The organism is Paenibacillus sp. CF095 (assembly GCF_900101225.1).
Lineage (GTDB): Bacteria > Bacillota > Bacilli > Paenibacillales > Paenibacillaceae > Paenibacillus.
In genome coordinates, this window is the sequence record NZ_FMZN01000001.1 from 3,919,533 (window position 1) to 3,937,693 (window position 18,161).

At 45.8% G+C, this 18,161-nt stretch carries 12 protein-coding genes; 3 read left to right on the forward strand and 9 right to left on the reverse strand.

The genetic code is table 11. The features are described 5' to 3' along the window. Positions 1 to 5 precede the first annotated feature (5 nt). The gene (locus BLS69_RS17410) at positions 6 to 410 is read right to left on the reverse strand and encodes a hypothetical protein (RefSeq protein WP_133386711.1); all 405 of its coding nucleotides are present in this window, start codon (positions 408 to 410) and stop codon (positions 6 to 8) included. Between the two features lie 378 nt (positions 411 to 788). Here BLS69_RS17410 and BLS69_RS17415 point away from each other — a divergent pair, with 378 nt between their 5' ends. Continuing rightward, positions 789 to 1,157, forward strand: a complete 369-nt coding sequence (locus tag BLS69_RS17415; protein ID WP_017690127.1) for a helix-turn-helix domain-containing protein — start codon at positions 789 to 791, stop codon at positions 1,155 to 1,157. 97 nt (positions 1,158 to 1,254) lie between these two features. Here BLS69_RS17415 and BLS69_RS32175 read toward each other — a convergent pair whose 3' ends face one another. The 4 genes from BLS69_RS32175 to BLS69_RS17435 all read right to left on the reverse strand — a co-directional run bounded on the left by BLS69_RS32175 (position 1,255) and on the right by BLS69_RS17435 (position 9,984). After that, positions 1,255 to 1,410: a hypothetical protein gene (locus tag BLS69_RS32175; RefSeq protein WP_017690128.1), complete on the reverse strand. Its 156-nt coding sequence runs from the start codon at positions 1,408 to 1,410 to the stop codon at positions 1,255 to 1,257. A gap of 232 nt (positions 1,411 to 1,642) precedes the next feature. After that, positions 1,643 to 6,241: a glutamate synthase large subunit gene (gene gltB, locus BLS69_RS17425; protein WP_091033861.1), complete on the reverse strand. Its 4,599-nt coding sequence runs from the start codon at positions 6,239 to 6,241 to the stop codon at positions 1,643 to 1,645. A gap of 672 nt (positions 6,242 to 6,913) precedes the next feature. Further along, positions 6,914 to 9,196 carry a YhgE/Pip family protein gene (locus BLS69_RS17430; protein WP_091035107.1) on the reverse strand — a complete coding sequence of 761 codons (2,283 nt, stop codon included), beginning with the start codon at positions 9,194 to 9,196 and terminating at the stop codon, positions 6,914 to 6,916. 206 nt (positions 9,197 to 9,402) lie between these two features. After that, on the reverse strand, positions 9,403 to 9,984 hold the full coding sequence (locus BLS69_RS17435; RefSeq protein ID WP_091033863.1) for a TetR/AcrR family transcriptional regulator: 582 nt from the start codon (positions 9,982 to 9,984) through the stop codon (positions 9,403 to 9,405). Positions 9,985 to 10,366: 382 nt separating this feature from the next. Here BLS69_RS17435 and BLS69_RS17440 point away from each other — a divergent pair, with 382 nt between their 5' ends. Beyond that, positions 10,367 to 11,581 carry an MGDG synthase family glycosyltransferase gene (locus BLS69_RS17440; RefSeq protein ID WP_091033866.1) on the forward strand — a complete coding sequence of 405 codons (1,215 nt, stop codon included), beginning with the start codon at positions 10,367 to 10,369 and terminating at the stop codon, positions 11,579 to 11,581. A gap of 274 nt (positions 11,582 to 11,855) precedes the next feature. On the opposite strand, the gene BLS69_RS17445 is transcribed toward BLS69_RS17440, so the two are convergent. Together BLS69_RS17445 and thpR are read right to left on the reverse strand one after the other, a co-directional pair. Next, positions 11,856 to 12,713 carry a cell wall hydrolase gene (locus BLS69_RS17445; RefSeq protein WP_091033869.1) on the reverse strand — a complete coding sequence of 286 codons (858 nt, stop codon included), beginning with the start codon at positions 12,711 to 12,713 and terminating at the stop codon, positions 11,856 to 11,858. Between the two features lie 130 nt (positions 12,714 to 12,843). Then, positions 12,844 to 13,446: an RNA 2',3'-cyclic phosphodiesterase gene (gene thpR, locus BLS69_RS17450; RefSeq protein ID WP_091033872.1), complete on the reverse strand. Its 603-nt coding sequence runs from the start codon at positions 13,444 to 13,446 to the stop codon at positions 12,844 to 12,846. A 207-nt stretch (positions 13,447 to 13,653) separates the two neighbouring features. Here thpR and BLS69_RS17455 point away from each other — a divergent pair, with 207 nt between their 5' ends. Continuing rightward, positions 13,654 to 14,610, forward strand: coding sequence for a D-2-hydroxyacid dehydrogenase (locus tag BLS69_RS17455; protein ID WP_091033876.1), 957 nt, complete (start codon positions 13,654 to 13,656; stop codon positions 14,608 to 14,610). A gap of 298 nt (positions 14,611 to 14,908) precedes the next feature. Here the strand turns inward: BLS69_RS17455 and BLS69_RS17460 are convergent, their stop codons facing one another. Next, complete coding sequence (locus BLS69_RS17460; protein WP_091033879.1) at positions 14,909 to 15,886, reverse strand: TRM11 family SAM-dependent methyltransferase; 978 nt, start codon at positions 15,884 to 15,886, stop codon at positions 14,909 to 14,911. Positions 15,887 to 16,226: 340 nt separating this feature from the next. Further along, complete coding sequence (locus BLS69_RS17465) at positions 16,227 to 17,939, reverse strand: methyl-accepting chemotaxis protein (protein ID WP_091033882.1); 1,713 nt, start codon at positions 17,937 to 17,939, stop codon at positions 16,227 to 16,229. Positions 17,940 to 18,161: the final 222 nt, after the last annotated feature.

Consider the following 18,161-nt stretch of genomic DNA (forward strand, 5'->3'; position numbering starts at 1 on the left):
TGGAATTATATGGTGAAATCAATGTAATGATAGGGTTCCTGCAGAGCCTTTTGTTCTGTTGCCTTTTCATACTGAAAACGGGAAACCGCGGGAAACTGAACTTCAGTAAGCATTGTGTTTAACTGTCCAGTTATATATAGTTTCTGTTCGTGCTGAATATGCAAGTTTGAATGATACATTGTGAGCTCTCCGAAGGGCTGTTTCCATTGCAACCTTGCGTGAAGTCGTACACATACATGTTGATCTTCAACATCCAAACCAATGAGCATTTCTGATGATACCGGCAACTTCAGGTCGCTCAGGAAGGTGATTGCTTGAGTGTCCATTCCAAGTAACAGAACAGGGCGTCTTTTGCGGTCTATCATTTTCCCATGAAACTCCTGAATGTACATATGGACATTTAATTTCATATCAGCCCATTCCTGAATTATTGAATACATGATTTCATTCCTTTAGAATGGATTAGCCTAGATGGACTGCCTCCACTTCCTTCTCACAGGTATATGGTCCAGGCAACAAGGAGATACTTAAAATATTCCAAATGATACATTTTGTAACTCCATACGTCCAATTTACGATACAATACGTATCATGTCAAGCGGTATTTGGACATGGTTCTTTTGATTTACGACAATTTGAGATGTCCTTAGACAGACCTATTTACAAATGGAAATGGGTTAAAGGAAACACATGAGGAGTTACTCTTTTGCAGGAAAGCTGCCCTGATCAAACACTTGGCTCAGGATTGTTTCAATATATATTTGATGTCGTTCAGGGGGAAATAGCTTATGAGCTACGGAAATCGCATTGCTGAATTACGGGAACAGCGGGGACTTACTCAAGAAGAACTTGCGAGCTCCATTCATATTACCAGAGCTGCTCTCTCCCACTACGAGAAGAACCGTCGTAAACCGGATTTCGAAGTGTTAACGAGACTTGCTGACATCTTTGAGGTGTCTATTGATTATCTTATAGGACGTACAAAGCAAAGCGATGTCGTGATGGATGAAGATGTACGTGAATTCGTGGATACCTTGGAGTTGTCGGATAAAGAAGTGTTAGAACGCTTCGATCTGATGATTGATGGGAAGTCCTTAACAGAAGAAGAGGCACGTCGTTTTATTGCGTTTGTCCGAATGGAACGCAGTATGGACTAAACCCGAAAAGAGGACCCAGTTTCCGAGAGATAACATCTCTGGCTTCTGGGCTTTTTTTGTGTCTTAATTCCCTTTCATTCCATGCTTGTCTATTGTGTCAAGGACGCTTGTTGTTGACGGAGGATACGAAATGGTTCCAACGCTCCGGGTCGATTCCGCATTGCAGTAAAACCTTCATGATGTCCATCTGGGTTGCTTCGACTTGTTTACCTGTCGGCCTACGATCGTCCCTGTTTGGATGCTTCATATTCATTCCGCTAACCTCTCTTATCTTTATACTTTCCCTGCCCTCCAAAACTAGCCTTATTATACTTGAGAATGTTCCTCGATGTTGTCGTCTCATGGCGATAACGTTTTTTGAAGGGGTTCTAATTTTGTCGAAAGCAAAATAGGAGCAATATGGTGCCGGAATGGCAACCATATTGCTCCTATTATTCTTAATACAACCTGTTCATGCACTTCCACCTTTGAACAAGGAAGTTTTATTAACCTCCAGCACGTGCAAGTTCACGCATATTCGCTTCAAACGCTGCGAGCAGCGCTGCTTCTCCCGTCAAACCTGTTGCTTGAATCCGTTCGATCTGTTCTGTCATACGTTTGAAGTCCTTCGGAATAACCCGAACGAACTGATTCAGCGCATCTTGCCAGTTATCCAGAACGCGCTGACCGACAGCACTTCCTGTATTAGCAACATGACGTTGAATCATGCCTCGCAGATCTGCACTTTCGGCCACATCTTCGATACGCTCCAAAAGAACCATTTCCAGATTACAACGTTTCAGGAATGTGCCTTCTGGATCATATACATAGGCAATACCTCCGGACATCCCTGCTGCAAAGTTACGACCTGTATCGCCCAGTACAACGACACGTCCACCTGTCATATACTCACAACCATGGTCGCCTACACCTTCAACGACTACTTTGGCGCCCGAGTTACGTACAGCAAATCGCTCACCCGCAATACCACGGATATACGCTTCGCCGCTTGTTGCTCCGTAGAGAGCCGTGTTACCGATAATGATGTTATCTTCCGCCTCAAACGTTGCTTTCGGAGAAGGCATCACGATCAGTTTACCTCCGGACAATCCTTTACCTACGTAGTCATTGGAATCCCCTTCAACGGTCAAGGTCATACCTTTAGGTACAAAGGCCCCAAAGCTTTGTCCGGCAGAGCCGACAAATTTGAATTTAACCGTATCTTCGGGCAATCCTGCGAGTCCATATTTGCGTGTGATCTCACTACCCAAAATGGTACCTACTGCACGGTTAACGTTTGTAATTGGAAGCACCGCTTCAACCGGTTGACCGGATTCAATAGCAGACTGTGCCAGTGGCAGCAATTGTTGCATATCCAGCGTTTCTTCCAATTGGTGATTCTGATGCTGTGTGCGGTAACGTGCAGAGCCTTCCGGCATTTCAGGCACGTGCAGCAATACAGACAGATCCACACCTTTTTTCTTCCAGTGATCTACGGCTTCTACCGTTTCAAGGCAATCTGTACGTCCGACCATCTCCTGAATGGTACGGAAACCAAGATCAGCCATGATCTCACGCACATCTTCAGCAACAAATCGCATGAAGTTAACCACATGAGCTGGATCACCCATATAATTTTTGCGCAATTCCGGATTCTGTGTCGCTACACCAACCGGACAAGTATCCATTTGACAGACACGCATCATGATACAGCCAAGTGCAACGAGCGGTGCTGTAGAGAAACCATACTCTTCTGCTCCAAGCAAGGCTGCAATCGCTAGGTCACGGCCGTTAAGCATTTTGCCGTCTGTTTCGAGGACGACACGGTCACGCAGATTGTTCAGCATCAACGTTTGATGTGTCTCTGCAAGACCTAGTTCCCAAGGCATACCTGCGTGGCGAATCGAACCTTGCGGTGATGCACCTGTACCACCATCATAACCGCTGACGAGGATGATATCGGCACGGCCTTTGGCTACACCTGCCGCAATTGTACCCACACCCACTTCAGATACAAGCTTCACGTTGATCTCAGCACGCGGATTGGCATTTTTCAAGTCATAGATCAGCTCTGCCAGATCTTCGATCGAGTAGATATCGTGATGCGGTGGTGGCGAGATCAGACCTACACCCGGTGTTGAACCACGGACTTCAGCAACCCAAGGATACACTTTACGTCCTGGCAGTTGTCCGCCTTCACCCGGTTTTGCTCCCTGAGCCATTTTAATCTGAATCTCGTCAGCATTAACCAAGTAGTTGGATGTAACACCAAAACGTCCGGATGCTACCTGTTTAATCGCACTGCGACGGGAATCCCCGTTGCTATCTTTAATGAAGCGAGCCGGGTCTTCTCCACCTTCACCGGTATTGGATTTACCTCCAACACGGTTCATAGCGATGGCAAGATCTTCATGCGCCTCTTTACTGATCGAACCGAAGGACATTGCACCTGTTTTGAAACGACGCATGATATCTTCTACGGATTCAACTTCTTCGAGTGGAATGGAAGCTCCCACCGGTTTCAGTTTCAGCATGGAGCGAATGGTCAACAGTTGATCATTCTCACCTTGTACAAGTTTGGAATATTTTTTATACAGCTTGTAATCCCCAGTGCGTACCGCATGTTGCAGGGTATGAATGGTTTGCGGATTGAACAGATGCTCTTCTCCGTCGTTACGCCATTGATAATCCCCACCGGAATCCAATACTTTATCGTTACCGTCTTTTTCCGTAAAGGCACGGTTATGATGTGTCAACGCTTCGGCTGCCACTTCTTCCAACCCAATTCCACCGATACGGGAAGGTGTCCAAGTAAAGTAACGGTCAACGAAGTCTGATTTCAGACCTACCGCTTCGAATATTTGAGCTCCACGATACGATTGAATCGTAGAAATCCCCATTTTGGACAACACTTTAGTAACGCCTTTGGTAGCTGCTTTAATGTAGTTTTTCACTGCTTTCTCATGCGAGATACCACGCAGCAACCCTTGCTGAATCATGTCATCCAGCGTTTCAAAGGCCAGGTAAGGGTTCACCGCACTTACACCGTAACCCAGCAGCAACGCGTAGTGGTGAATATCACGCGGTTCTGCCGATTCGAGCATAATGCTGACTTTGGTTCTGGTTCCCTGGCGAATCAGATGGTGATGCAGACCTGCTACAGCAAGCAATGCAGGAATGGCAGCATTCTCTGCGTCCACACCGCGGTCAGACAGGATCAGAATGTTATGACCTTTGTCGATGACACGATCCGCAGCTTCGAAGAGCAAATCCATCGCTTTGCGAAGTCCTTCTGCTCCTTCCGCAGCGGTGAAGAAGATTGGAATCGTCATGGAGCGGAAGCCTGGGCGACGCACATGGCGAATCTTCGCAAAGTCTTCATTGGACAATACCGGTGTATCCAGACGGATCTGGCGACAACTCTCCGGTTCAGGATTCAACAAGTTGCGCTCAGGACCAATGGTTGTTGCCGTAGACGTTACAATCTCTTCACGGATTGCATCGATCGGCGGGTTGGTTACCTGGGCGAACATCTGTTTAAAGTAGTTGTACAGACGCTGCGGACGATCCGACAGCACAGCCAGCGGTGCATCATAACCCATCGAACCCGTAGCTTCCATACCTGTTGTTGCCATGGGCTCCAGGATTTTACGCAGTTCTTCAAATGTATAACCATATGCCAGCTGAAGCTGGGTCACGTTATCATGTTTTGGATCAGGAAGTTCCGGTGCTTCCGGCAACTCGCTCAGATCCATCAAATGCTCATCAAGCCAATCCTGATACGGATTCTCGGCTGCGATGATTGCTTTTACTTCCTCATCCGCGATGATGCGGCCTTCTTGTGTATCCACAAGCAACATCCGACCTGGGCGCAGACGATCTTTGTACAGGATCTCTTCCGGCGCGATATCAAGTACCCCAACTTCGGAGGACAGGATAATACGGTCATCCTTGGTTACATAATAACGAGCTGGACGCAAACCGTTACGGTCAAGTGTTGCACCAATTTGCAAACCATCTGTAAAGGCCATTGCTGCTGGTCCATCCCAAGGCTCCATCATTGTGCTGTGATATTCATAAAATGCTTTTTTGGCAGGATCCATGCCCTCATCTGTGCTCCAAGGTTCAGGAACCATCATCATGGCCACGTGTGGCAGGGAACGGCCGCTCAGATACAGGAACTCCAGCGTGTTATCGAACATCGCTGTATCCGAACCGTCTGGATTGATGACCGGTTTTACTTTCGCGATGTCGTCACCGAACAACTCGCTCTCGAACAAGGACTGTCTAGCATGCATCCAGTTCACGTTACCACGCATCGTATTGATCTCACCGTTGTGGATCATGAAGCGATACGGGTGGGCACGTTCCCAGCTTGGGAAGGTGTTTGTACTGAAACGGGAATGCACGAGTGCAATAGCCGATTCAACAAGGTCTTGCTGCAGATCCAGATAGAACTCTCCCACCTGTTCCGTTGTCAGCATGCCTTTATATACAATTTTGCGACAAGACAAGCTTGGAAGGTAGAATGAACCGCCTTCTGCTTCATCTGCCGAATAACGAATAGCCAGCTCAGCACGTCTGCGAATAACATACAGCTTACGCTCGAATCCAAGTTCATCCTTCACATCTGCGGATCTTCCAATGAACACCTGACGTACATAAGGTTTCGCTGCAAGCGCAGAACGGCCAAGCATTTCATCAAAAGTAGGAACATCCCGGAAACCCAGGAACGTCTGTCCTTCTTCTTCAATAATCTTCTTAAGGCTCTCTTCATGTGCACTACGAATGGCAGGGTCTTGGGAAAGGAACAACATCCCTACGCCATAGAAACCCTGTTCTGGCAATGCAAAACCAAGACGTTCTGCTTCCTGTGCAAAATAGCGATGTGGAATCTGAATCAGGATACCTGCTCCGTCGCCGGAATTCGGTTCACTTCCCTGTCCTCCACGGTGCTCCATGTTACTGAGCATGGTCAGTGCCTGACTAACGATATCGTGTGAAGGTACTCCTTTGATGTTGGCAACAAAACCCATTCCGCATGCGTCTTTTTCGAACTGCGGGTCATACAGACCCTGTTTTGGAGGTAATCCGATGTGTCTCATGGAACGCAACCTTTCTATAATGAAGTATTTCGGAAAGATCAAGAACATAGGCAACAGGCAACAATGAAACGGGAGGAGCTGGCCTTTCGCTTGCGATAGAGCCTGCTAGATAGAAGAGGTGACAGCATGAGACTGTCAAAAATAATGCCTGCTATTGGGCAGAAGCCATTAAATGAGATGAGCTGATCCGGACGATCCGGCAAACAGCCTGTATAAATCAACACGCAGCCGCTGGCACGGCTACTGAAATGGAGCGACGTTTTTTTGATATAGTTCTATTATTTTAACACCGACCTAACATCAGCGCAATTTAAACTTTTTAATACCTCTGATAAGAAATGTTTTGCAGTACAGCTTTACAGTAGTGACGTTTAAATTCATCTCTTTTTCGAATAATTATACACTTTTTATGCCAGAGTACAACTGAATTAAATTGCTGACAGAAGAAAATCGTTCCATGTGCGGCCTAGGTTTATCCATAATTCCACCAAATTTTCACTGCTTAAGCCAGCGAAAATTTACTTCTCTATGCATTTGTATACAAAATAGCCTGCAACCCCTTTTTGAGGCCACAGGCTATTTGCACTATTTGACTACTATATTGCATAATTTCACTACAAGAAAATAAAGTTTTTTTTCAAAAATATGACCCTGCTGAAGATCAGGTTCGACTTATGCCGTCACAACTTGACCGGAATCAGCCTGTTCGACTTCTTTTTTCGGACGTCTGCCATTCCAGAGGAAGTAAGCAAGCGTCAGCAGAATGGATACACCTGCATAGATGCTAAGAATACCTGCCTGATGCCACATCACATCCAGATTACCACTCGATACAACGGCTTTGAAGCCCATAATGCTGTGTGTCATTGGCAACCAAGGGCTAAATGCCTGAAGCCATGATGGAATCAGTTCTACAGGGAAGGTTCCTGCACTAGCCGCAAGCTGGAAGACCAGAAGCAGAATGACGACATAACGTCCAGGCAGATCCAGCCAGGTTACAAGTGCCTGAACGATCAACATGAAGGTCAGCCCCGTAATAATGGTAAACAGATAGAACAGCCCTACGCTGTGCGTCTCCAGTCCAAGACCATATAACATGAAACTTGCCACAATAACCGATTGGAAAATACTCACGGAGCCAAATACCAGTGTCCGGCTGACAAAACGATTCCAGCCTGTTGCACCAGGTACGGACGTTTCCCGCATTTTCAATACAATCGTGGAAATCAACGATCCCACAAACAGACCGATCGACAGGAAGAACGGTGTCAATCCTGTACCATAATTGCTTACGTTCTCTGCTGTGTTCTCCGAGGAGTTTACAGGTTCAGCGAACATGTTCACTACATCATCCGTTTTCTTAACTTCGGATGTTTTCTGCGCGGCATCATTCAGCTTGGTAGCCAGTTCACTTGAGCCATCTTTTAGCTCGGTAAGACCGTCAGCCAGTTTGCCTGCGCCATCCCCCAGTTGTTTGGAACCATCGGTAAGTGAATTAACACCACCACTGAGTTTGCCTACACCCGTTTGCAAAGCTGTTGTACCTGAGCCCAGCTGCTTGGCACCATTGGCGAGCAATGTACCGCCACTTGCAGCATCACCCAGTTTGCCACTGAACTGCTTCAGACCATCGGAGAGCTTCGCTCCTCCTTGACTAAGCTGTCCGGCTCCTGCCAGCAATTGCTTTTGTCCATCTACCAGCTGGTTTGCACCAGCAAGAAGTTGCTCCTGGCCACCATGAAGCTCGGATGCGCCCGCAGCCAGCTGCTGATTGCCCTGATGCAGCTGATCTGCACCCTGTGCAAGCTTCTGCTCGCTCTCATGCAATTGTGCACTGCCATCGGCAACGGCTTCACTCGCCGCAAGCAGTTTCTGTACATCAGCACTTTCAGCCAATTCCGGGTTCGAGGCAGCAAGCTGCTTCAATCCGGCGGCTACGCTCTGTGCACCATCAGCAACCTTGGAGCTGCCATCTACAGCCGATTGCAGGCCTGTTGCCAGTGTACCGCTGCCCTGAACGGCACTTTGCAGACCATCCGACAGCTTCGCACTGCCCTGTTCTGACGATTTCAGGCCAGCCTGCAACTTACTTGTGCCATCCAGTGAAGACTGGAGTCCCGTTTCCAACTTGGCGCTGCCATCCTTCAACTGATCTGCTCCGCTCTGAAGCTGGCTCGAAGCAGCTGCCTGAAGCTGTTGCAGACCGGATACAAGATTCGATGTTCCACTTTCAAGCTTGGTTGCCCCAGTGTGCAGCGCGTTAACACCATCACTTAATGGAGAAAGTCCTTCCTGAAGTTCAAGCGTTCCTGATGCAAGCTTCGCCAGGTTATCCTTGAGCTTAACAGCACCATCATCCAGTTTGCCTGCGCCGGTATTCAGTTCACCCGCCCCGTCGCCTGCCTCAGCCAAGCCATCCGATACTTCGGAGAACTTGTCGAGCAATGTCTCTGCATAGGATTCCGTTACTTTGGCTGAGACTTTTGCTTTCAGGTCCTTAATAGCGGTCTTACCGATCTGTGCACCGACAAAACTGTAATTGCCATTCGGTTCATAGATCAGATCAGCCGGCTCCGGCTTGTCATCGAGCAACGTTGTTGCTTGGGATGAGAAGTTCTCCGGAATCGTAATTTGCATATAATATTTGTCATTACTCATGCCTTCTTTGGCTTGACTCGCACTGACAAAATCCCATTTGAAATCGGCATTTTTCTTCAGCTCATCCACCAGATCACTACCTACATGGAGGGATTTGCCCTCCAGCTCTGCGCCTTTATCCAAATTGACAACGGCAACCGGCATCTCATCCACATGACCATACGGGTCCCAATAGGCCGCCAGATAGATGCCACTATACAGGATCGGTATAAACATAATTGCAATAACAGGGATCAACACCTTCGGGTTTCTCACGGCCGATCCCACATCCTTGAAAAACACGGATAAAGATTTCATGTCATTTTCTCCCCTTAATCTCTCTGCTCCATGAGCAGGAATAACCATAATGAAATACAATGTCGCATTCCAGAAAATATACTGAAACACGAACTGACCACTTTCCTCAAACAGTCACTTTAGGGCAAAAAAACAACCTGTCTTCCGACAAGCCTCACTGCTTGATACGCGTGAAAATCCTTATATTATAGTAGATAAAATTCGGATTACGTTACAGCAGCAATTCCTTCCATTAAGAAAAGGCGAAAGTAAGTCTTAATTTCCTCTTTGCTCAGCGGTTGATGTTGTTTGTTCCAGTCTGAGGTGAGCGCAATATACAGGCGGATCATCATAAAAGCGACAACTTGTGGATCACAATCCCGAATCTCTCCATTGTCTCTTGCTTTCTCAAGCTCCCGAGCCAGAAAGTCGGAAATAACCTTCTCCACTTTGTCCAGCCCTTCCTTGGCCTGCAGCGTTCCAAAGTCCTTCAGCTCCTGAGATAACTTAACAAGCAGATCGTGATCACGACGAAACTCTAACAAGGCATCCAGTACTCGAAACAGATTATCGAAAAATGCACTTTCCTGATGTACTTCACGATGCGCGATGTTCTTCATTTCCTGAATCACTTCTACCAGGATCTGATCAAACAATTGTTCCTTATTGGTGAAAAACGTATAGATCGTTCCTTTGCCAACGTTCGCAATCTTGGCGACCTGATCCATCGTCGTTGCTTTGTATCCAAACATGGCAAACGACTGGGCTGCTGCATGAATAACCTGCTGTCTCCTGTCAATCGGAGCCATCTAATCCCTCCTTTAATCGCATTCATTGATCAATCGCTCTACATAAATGACCAAAAATACAATTCGGTCATTCGGTCAAAATCTACAATACCACCTTAGAAAACAGATTGCAACCCTAACATTTTAAAAATTGTGTTAATATTTTTTAACCTAAATGCAGTGGAAACTCCTTCTGTCGTCGTCTATAGTGTAAGATGACTCAGATAATACGTATATATAATGAAGTTTAGGTTGTCTCATTGTAAGATATATGGTGTAAATATTCATAGAAGAAACATGATTTTGCGCTTCAATGTATATTCATGTAGTAACGCATTCCCTAGCTAGAATAAACAATGAATATCTTCATTTTGAATTAAAACTTATGAATAAAGGTGAACTCATGCGAAAACCAAGAGTGCTCTTATTATCGGAAGGTTTCGGTACCGGTCACACTCAGGCCGCTCATGCGCTGGCACATGGCATCAAAAAAGTCAGTCCACATGTTCACAGTCGTGTCATTGAACTAGGCAAATTTTTGAACCCAACGGTAGCTCCACTAATTTTCTCTGCATATCGAAAGACACTATCGGTTCAACCCAAACTGGTCAGCCTGTTGTACCGCACACAGTACAATAAATCATTAAATGGTTTTACCAAGCTGGCGTTGCACCGAATTTTCTATACACAGACGGCACAGGTCGTATCCCAACTAAAACCCGATGCAGTGATCTGTACCCATCCTTTTCCGAATGCTGTCATCTCCCGGCTCAAACGCCAGGGTCTGAATATCCCGCTCTATACGGTGGTGACGGATTATGACGTGCACGGAACATGGATTAATCCGGAAGTGAACAAATATCTGGTCTCTACCCCTCAGGTCAAAGCATTGCTTGAGATCCGGGGTGTCGATCCCTCCCATATTCAGATCACGGGAATCCCTGTGCATCCAGACTTCTGGGAAGCTGGAGATAAGGTGAAGCTACGGGAAGAGATGGGGCTTCAGAACATGCCTACGGCGCTGCTTATGGGTGGCGGATGGGGACTTTCGTTTGATGAGGATCATATGAAAGCTCTCACGTCTTGGGCAGATCGTGTTCAATTGGTCTTCTGTCTAGGAAGCAATGAAAAAATGATTGCAAAAATGAAGGAAATGCCTTGCTTCCAACATCCGAATATTCGTATTTTGGGATATACACGGGAAGTAAGCAAACTGATGGATGTATCCGATGTGCTGATTACGAAGCCAGGTGGCATGACATGCACTGAAGCGCTGGCCAAGGGTCTACCGATGTTGTTCATTCCTCCGATTGCAGGTCAAGAGGAAGAGAACTGTGAATACTTTGTACAAGCCGGATACGGCCAGGTCATTCACTCTGCCGACGTGATCACCAATCGTTTCAGACAACTAGTGGAACAGGCATCTACTCAAACTGAAAGCCCGCTGAACGTAGCGCATATTCCAGGTAACCATTCGGTCTATGATCCGAAGTGCTGTGCTCAAGCTGTTCATAACTTATTGTTCCCGACTACGGCCGAAGTCACAACAACCTCCGTGGAGCGCTTCACAGCCGGAATTGCTGCCACGTCCTTGTCAGGTACCAGAATACCATTCTGACGCCTCTATGGGCCTATAGAACAGCTCTCACGATGTGTTATAGAGGACAAGACAATTGCTCACGATATACAAAGAAGGTTCCCTTCCGAATTTTTGGAAGGGAACCTTCTTTTATTTTCACTAATTCCACCGTATGATTTGGCAGAAAAAAGGGTAATTTAGAGTATAACGATATTTTAAATAACGAAATAAAACTACGATTCAGGCTTTTTCAAGGGCCGTGTGATACACACACAGTTAACTACCCTGCCTGTTTGCAGAATTTACGGGTCGATTACTTGTAAAAAGTATGATGACCGATCGTTTTTACTTTTTTCTGCGAGCGAGCAACTGTCAGATCGTCGGCAAGCGTCAATGATAAGAAATAATACGTATCATCGGCAACTTCCTTCTTCCCGTTCAACGCAGCATTCACTGCTTTGATGCTGTCCTCGTTGGGAACTACACGTTTCATACGTCCGTTCGCTACAGGACTAAACTGGGATTTCTGATAGATGACCTTGTAAATGGTATCGGGAAAATTGGCTGACCGCAGCCGGTTTAAGACAACATTGGCAACTGCCACTTTGCCTTCGTACGGTTCACCTTCCGCTTCTGCCATGACGATTTTTTGCAGCAGATGCAGTTCTTTATCGGACACACTGTATGACCAGGTTGCAAGTTTCGAGTCTTCCTGGTTCAGAAGTTTGGTCCGTGTAAAGTATAGTTTTTGGGGGGGAGTTGTTACAGCAGCGACTTCTTTGGCACGTTTCACTTTGGCCAATTTCAGTGCAGCTTCTTTTTTGGCTTTGGCCGCAGCTACCGCTCTAGCTTTGTTCTTGGCCTTGGCTTCTTGCAGTTCCTGCTCTTCTTGAGCAGTCGTAAGCCAGTTCTTTGCTGGCAGAGATTCAGTCCACGCTACGGTTTGGGCAGACAGATTAGAGGACAGACTTGTCCCATCTTCCATCATACGCCTCTCTTCTTGCGTAGATGTTTGGTTATTTTGCACAGAAGCCGCAAGTTCGGTCATCTGTTTACTATCACTAGCTTCATTCCACTTCCCCGTCGCCTGAACGACATTTACCCCCACTATACATACAAGCAGCACTGATAACATCGGTGCTACCCAACGATTTTTGCTTATAATGTTCATTCGAAGATTCCTCCTGTCGAAACAATTCCCTTAACTAAGTAACCCAAAAAAAAGAATTTGAATAACGATGGCTAATATTACATAGGGATAAACGTTATGTCAATGTGATTTTATGGCATAAAAATGATTATCAGGAAAAAGAGAACGTGTCCAGGACCTCATACATTGGCGATTGGCCCAGCCTTGTCACATAAAGTACAATGTCCTCCACCATCCATGAATTAGCACCTGCGGAATGTTCCGGAAGCACTCCAGATACCCCTTTATTTTCATTACCTGGAAGCTGTCCCAGATATTTTCTGGCAATGGTAATGTGGGGAGCATAAGGTCTTAATTCAGCTTCATACCCAAGGGGCGAAGTCGCCTGCACGATTTGTTTTTGCAATGAAAACAAGTGTTCTACCTCTCCGCTAACACCTTTCCAAAGCACCTTAGGTGCTTCTTCAAGTCCAAATGTGCCCCAGTCGGAAAGCTGAAGTTCAAACGGCTGAAATCCGCTTGCTGCTGAGCGCAATGCTTTTCGCAGGTGCCCGATGTCACTAACTAACGTATCCCCCAGAAATTGCAAGGTTATATGATAATCTCTATGATCTGTCCATTTACGAAAATCTAGCTTGTTCTGTACAAGCCTTGCATCCATCTGAAGAGACTGCTGAACAGCAACAGGAAGACGAATTGCTACAAACAATCTTTCCCGTCGGGATGAATGATCCTGATGTGATTGGTTATTCATTGCATACACCTCTCTAAAGTTCGCTCTATTATTTCATAACTATACATATCGTTTCAAGTTGGGTAAGTATAGAGTGACACAAATATAACCATTTGCAAATAAGGCTAGATTCCTGCATTTCCCACCTAAATGCACATCCAACACCAAATCTGATACACTTTAATTATCAAACTCATCAAACTATTTATCTCAGGAGGACCACACATTATGGGTAAAATTGTATGTTTTCCATCTCTATCTGAAGAACAGCAACAACGCATTCAGAATGCTGCACCAGGATACACCCTGAAATTCGGAAAAGCCAAGGAATTGGACCCCGCTGAGTTGGAAGAAGCTGAGATTATTCTCGGCTGGTCCCCACTCGTCACAGAACATGCATTGAAACAGGACAGCCTGTTGAAATGGGTTCAGGTCTGGTCTGCTGGTGTGGACAATCTCCCCTTCGCAGATTTGCAACAAAAGAACGTTCAGGTCACTAGTGCAAATGGAGTTCACGCGATTCCAATCACCGAAATTATTCTGGGCATGATGTTGTCCCACAGTCGCTGGCTGAGACAAGCCATGCTGCATCAACAGCAGGCCGAATGGAAAGCTCCTGCCAAACCACTGCCGGAACTGCATGGCAAAACAGCGGTCATCGTTGGTGTAGGTGAGATCGGTACGGAAACAGCCCGTATTCTCAAAGCACTCGGCATGCGCACGATCGGAGTTCGTCGCTCAGGTAAGGATGTCCCCAATGTGGACCAAATGTACGACATGACCGGTTTACATGAAGCCTTGAGCCAGGGCGATTATGTAATTAACATTTTACCGCTAACCGATGAAACCAAACATATATATGATCAAACTGCATTTGAGCAGTTCCGATCCGGTGCCTGCTTCGTCAATGTAGGCCGTGGCCCCAGTGTGAAAACGGAAGCGTTGCTGAATGCACTCCAAAACGGCCAAGTTGCCTTCGCTGCACTGGACGTGTTCGAAGAAGAACCTCTTCCTGCAGACCACCCGCTGTGGGGCATGGATAACGTGTTAATTACTCCTCACATCGCAGGAAGTACAGAGCAATACGCGGATCGAGCAGTCGATATTTTCGTCAAAAATCTGGAAGCTTACGTCGCTGGCGATACCCTGCCGGTGAACCTTGTGGATTATAGTCATAAATATTAACACAAACACCCGTTCCCATGCAATATTGTGCAAATCAGATCAACGATATACATTGAACTAAAAAGATTTAGACTTACAACTCCGATGACAGAACAACCTTCCGATCACTGTTATTCCCAGATTTTTTGATTCACTTTTATAAAAGTGAAAATCTGTGAATAAAGGCGAACGCTCCGCTTCTTCAGTTTTTTCTGTCCTCTACGTTCTAGTGTAAACGGTTAGTTCAATGGATATGTAAGCAATAAAAAAATCTACCTCTGGAAATTTCCCTAGAGGTAGATTTTTTTGTTTTTCACGCTTACATACATAGCCAAATATGACGTATAAACGTGCCTTTATGTACTGTTCGGTACTCTTTTACAGTCCATCCCGCTTCCAACAAGTGCTCTTCTACCCACTCTGTGGAAACAATCACTGCCCGTTTTGCCAATATGCGCAAACTTTCCAGCATGGCTCGTTGCTCAGCATCCGGAAGTACAGAGCAGAGATTATAAGGCATGTCCAGAATTGCTGCATCATACAAATCTTGCAGCTCATTCATATCCCCCAGTGTGATTCGATCTGAATCATATCCATAATGCGGCAGATTGATTCGCGCACCTCGGACAGCCAGCGGATTGAGATCGTTACCTTTTGCGTCAATTCCCATGGATAAAGCCTCAATCACAACCGTTCCCATACCGCAGCATGGATCAAGCAAGCGATGGTTTTCTACTCTCGGAACAGCAATATTAACCAGCGCTCTCGCAAGCGTGATGCCAAATCCAGTCGAGTAGTTTTGCGGCTTCTGCCTATGAATTTGCCAAGATCGATCAGCTTCTGTCCACTGGCCCAAGATCCATTTTTCTCCTGTTCGGATTAGGCCGAAAGTCACCTTAGGTTGTTTCATCTGTGCCTTGCCCTTAATGCACATACCAACTTCTTTTTCCAGTTGGCGAGACTGTTCATAATCAGGGGCATGATCGCCTTCTTTCAGACAAACTACCTTAAATGTCTCTTCTGGCAAAAGATGAATATCTTTGGCAAGAGGAAGCAGATCAGTCACGCTGCTCCCTTCGCCGATCACGTCCAGTCTGCCATGGATAAAAGGACTCCGTCCAGGTGGAATACATCGTTCAGACCACACATACGACCCCATATCCATACGGATCTCCAAACTCGGTTCAAGCAGCGTATTCAGTTCCATCATGCATAATTCATGCTCGTTCTCGTGGCAAGCAAAAGTGTAGAGGTGTTTCCCAGAAGTATCGTAAATACCAAGTGTTTCATCAGGCAAAATCCCCCTCTCCTTCCTTCATTAATCATGTTTCTTCTATATAAATAGTAAGCTCATTGAAGACATAACAAATACGACTCATACGTTTGCTTCAGGTAGTCATTGTATACAATGTTAGGCTCCTAGACAACTATCCATTTCCTTACACGTATCTAATTGGAAAGAAAAAAATAAGGTGTTCCCATTGTTTAGGAACACCTTATTTTATTTTGAGATTATAACATTGGAATCCTAATCATTCTTGCCAGCAAACTTTATAGGCCAACAGATCATATATCATACTGATATCTCACCAATTGCCGCCTGCGTGATTCCAGCTTCTTCTATTATAAGAAGAAGGTTATATTTTTAATTTTTCAATGGATGTAAGCAAATCTTCCGATAATTCTTTCAGACTTTGAATGTTGCCGCTAATCGTTTCCATGGAACTTACCTGCTCTTCCGCCGATGCAGAAACTTCTTCCACACTCGCTGCCGATTGTTCCGAAACAGCGGAAATCTGCTGACTGAAATCATTCATTCGTCCGCTTGCTTCCTGCATGCCTGCCAGTCCATCTGTCATCGTGCTGATGACACCAACCATGCCTTCCACCGATTCGTTAATTGTACGGAAGAGTTGACCTGAAGCAAGCACATGTTCCTGACCCAGTTCGGTCTCCTGAACGCCCGTACGTAATTCCGAAACCACCCCTTGTGACTCTTGCTGAATATCCTCGGTAATCGCCGTGATCTCTTCGACCGAAGTCTGCACAGCCTCAGATAACTTCCGCACTTCTGATGCAACTACAGCGAATCCGCGTCCACTCTCTCCCGCACGTGCTGCCTCAATGGAGGCATTCAATGCGAGCAGATTGGTTTGGCGTGCAATGTCATGAATGACTTGAACCAGTTTGGAAATATCTTCATTTTTACGATTCAACCGTTCCATTTTGTCCATGGAAGCCGAGACCGAACCGGAAATCTGTTGCATCTGCTGCACCGACTGTTCCATCGCCTTGCGACCATTCAGCCCTTGTTTCAGTACAAGATCCGACATGACGCGCAGCTGGCTGCCTTGTTCCGTATGATTTTGAATGTGATCATTCAACGCTTCAACTGTCCGGGCTGATTCCACGGCTGTCTCTGCCTGGCTCTCTGCGGCCTTGGCTGACTCTTCCATGGTCACAGCAATTTGGCGACTACCAATCTTAACCTCTTCTGAGGATATTGCCAGTTCCCCACTTTGCAGATTGACAGCTTCCGCAATTCGTCTGACGCTCAGAACCATGGAAGTCAGGTTACCTTTCATGTCATTCACCGCTTTGGCCAGAACACCGACTTCATCCTCATGTTTGGTATGTATGTCCTGAACATTCAATTGGCCTTCTGCAATCAGTTTCACCGCACTAATGACACGTAGCAGTGGTTTCACGACCTGTGAACGGATAATCGGAATACTGATCGCTGTAATGACAATCATGACAAGAACGCCAATAATGATGATTAATCTACCATCCTGCACCGATCTGATTGTTTGGGCCGCCGCAAGATTGGACTGTTCCTGATTATATTCCACGAGATAATCTAGATCGACTTGCATGGTGTCAAAGGAATCAGCACCTTTATCAGATACTTCCTTCGCCAGCTGTGTCTGACCCTCATCACTCAGCTTGATCGATTGCGTATTAATCTTGAGATATGCTTCCCATTTGTTCTTGAACGCAGTCCAGTGTTCGAGCTCATCCGCAGACTTCTCTTGCTGATCATAGATTTTAATCGCCTGTGTCGTTTCACGAATATACTTGGTACGCTCTTCTGACAAAAATGCCTTGTCTGTTTCATCCGCGTCAAAGTGACGATAACTCAGTGACAGGACATGCTCTGTGGTATAATTTAACCGATTAATTTGCTGGATTGATGGCATCCAATTGTTCGTAATTTCGTTAGTATTGGTTTCAATTGAATTCATCCGGGTGACAATCGTGACACTCAAAATAATTAAACAGAGGATTAACAAGTAGAACGCGATGCTGATACGCAGACCGATACTCTTGATCTTGAATCTGCTGAACATATGATTTCCCCCTTGACCTCTTCGGTCATCCCGAATTCAGGTGCTTTTGTCATTGTTTTCCCCTTCTTTTGACCTCTTGTCAAAAGAACTTATCTATATTATATCGATAGGAAAATAGACGTAAAGTATTATAACATTATTTTGTCATTAAGATGCTTGGTTTTGTAAAAGATTGTTGAATCTTGACAAAGTCCAAACCGAAGAGCTGCAGCATACGGTAAA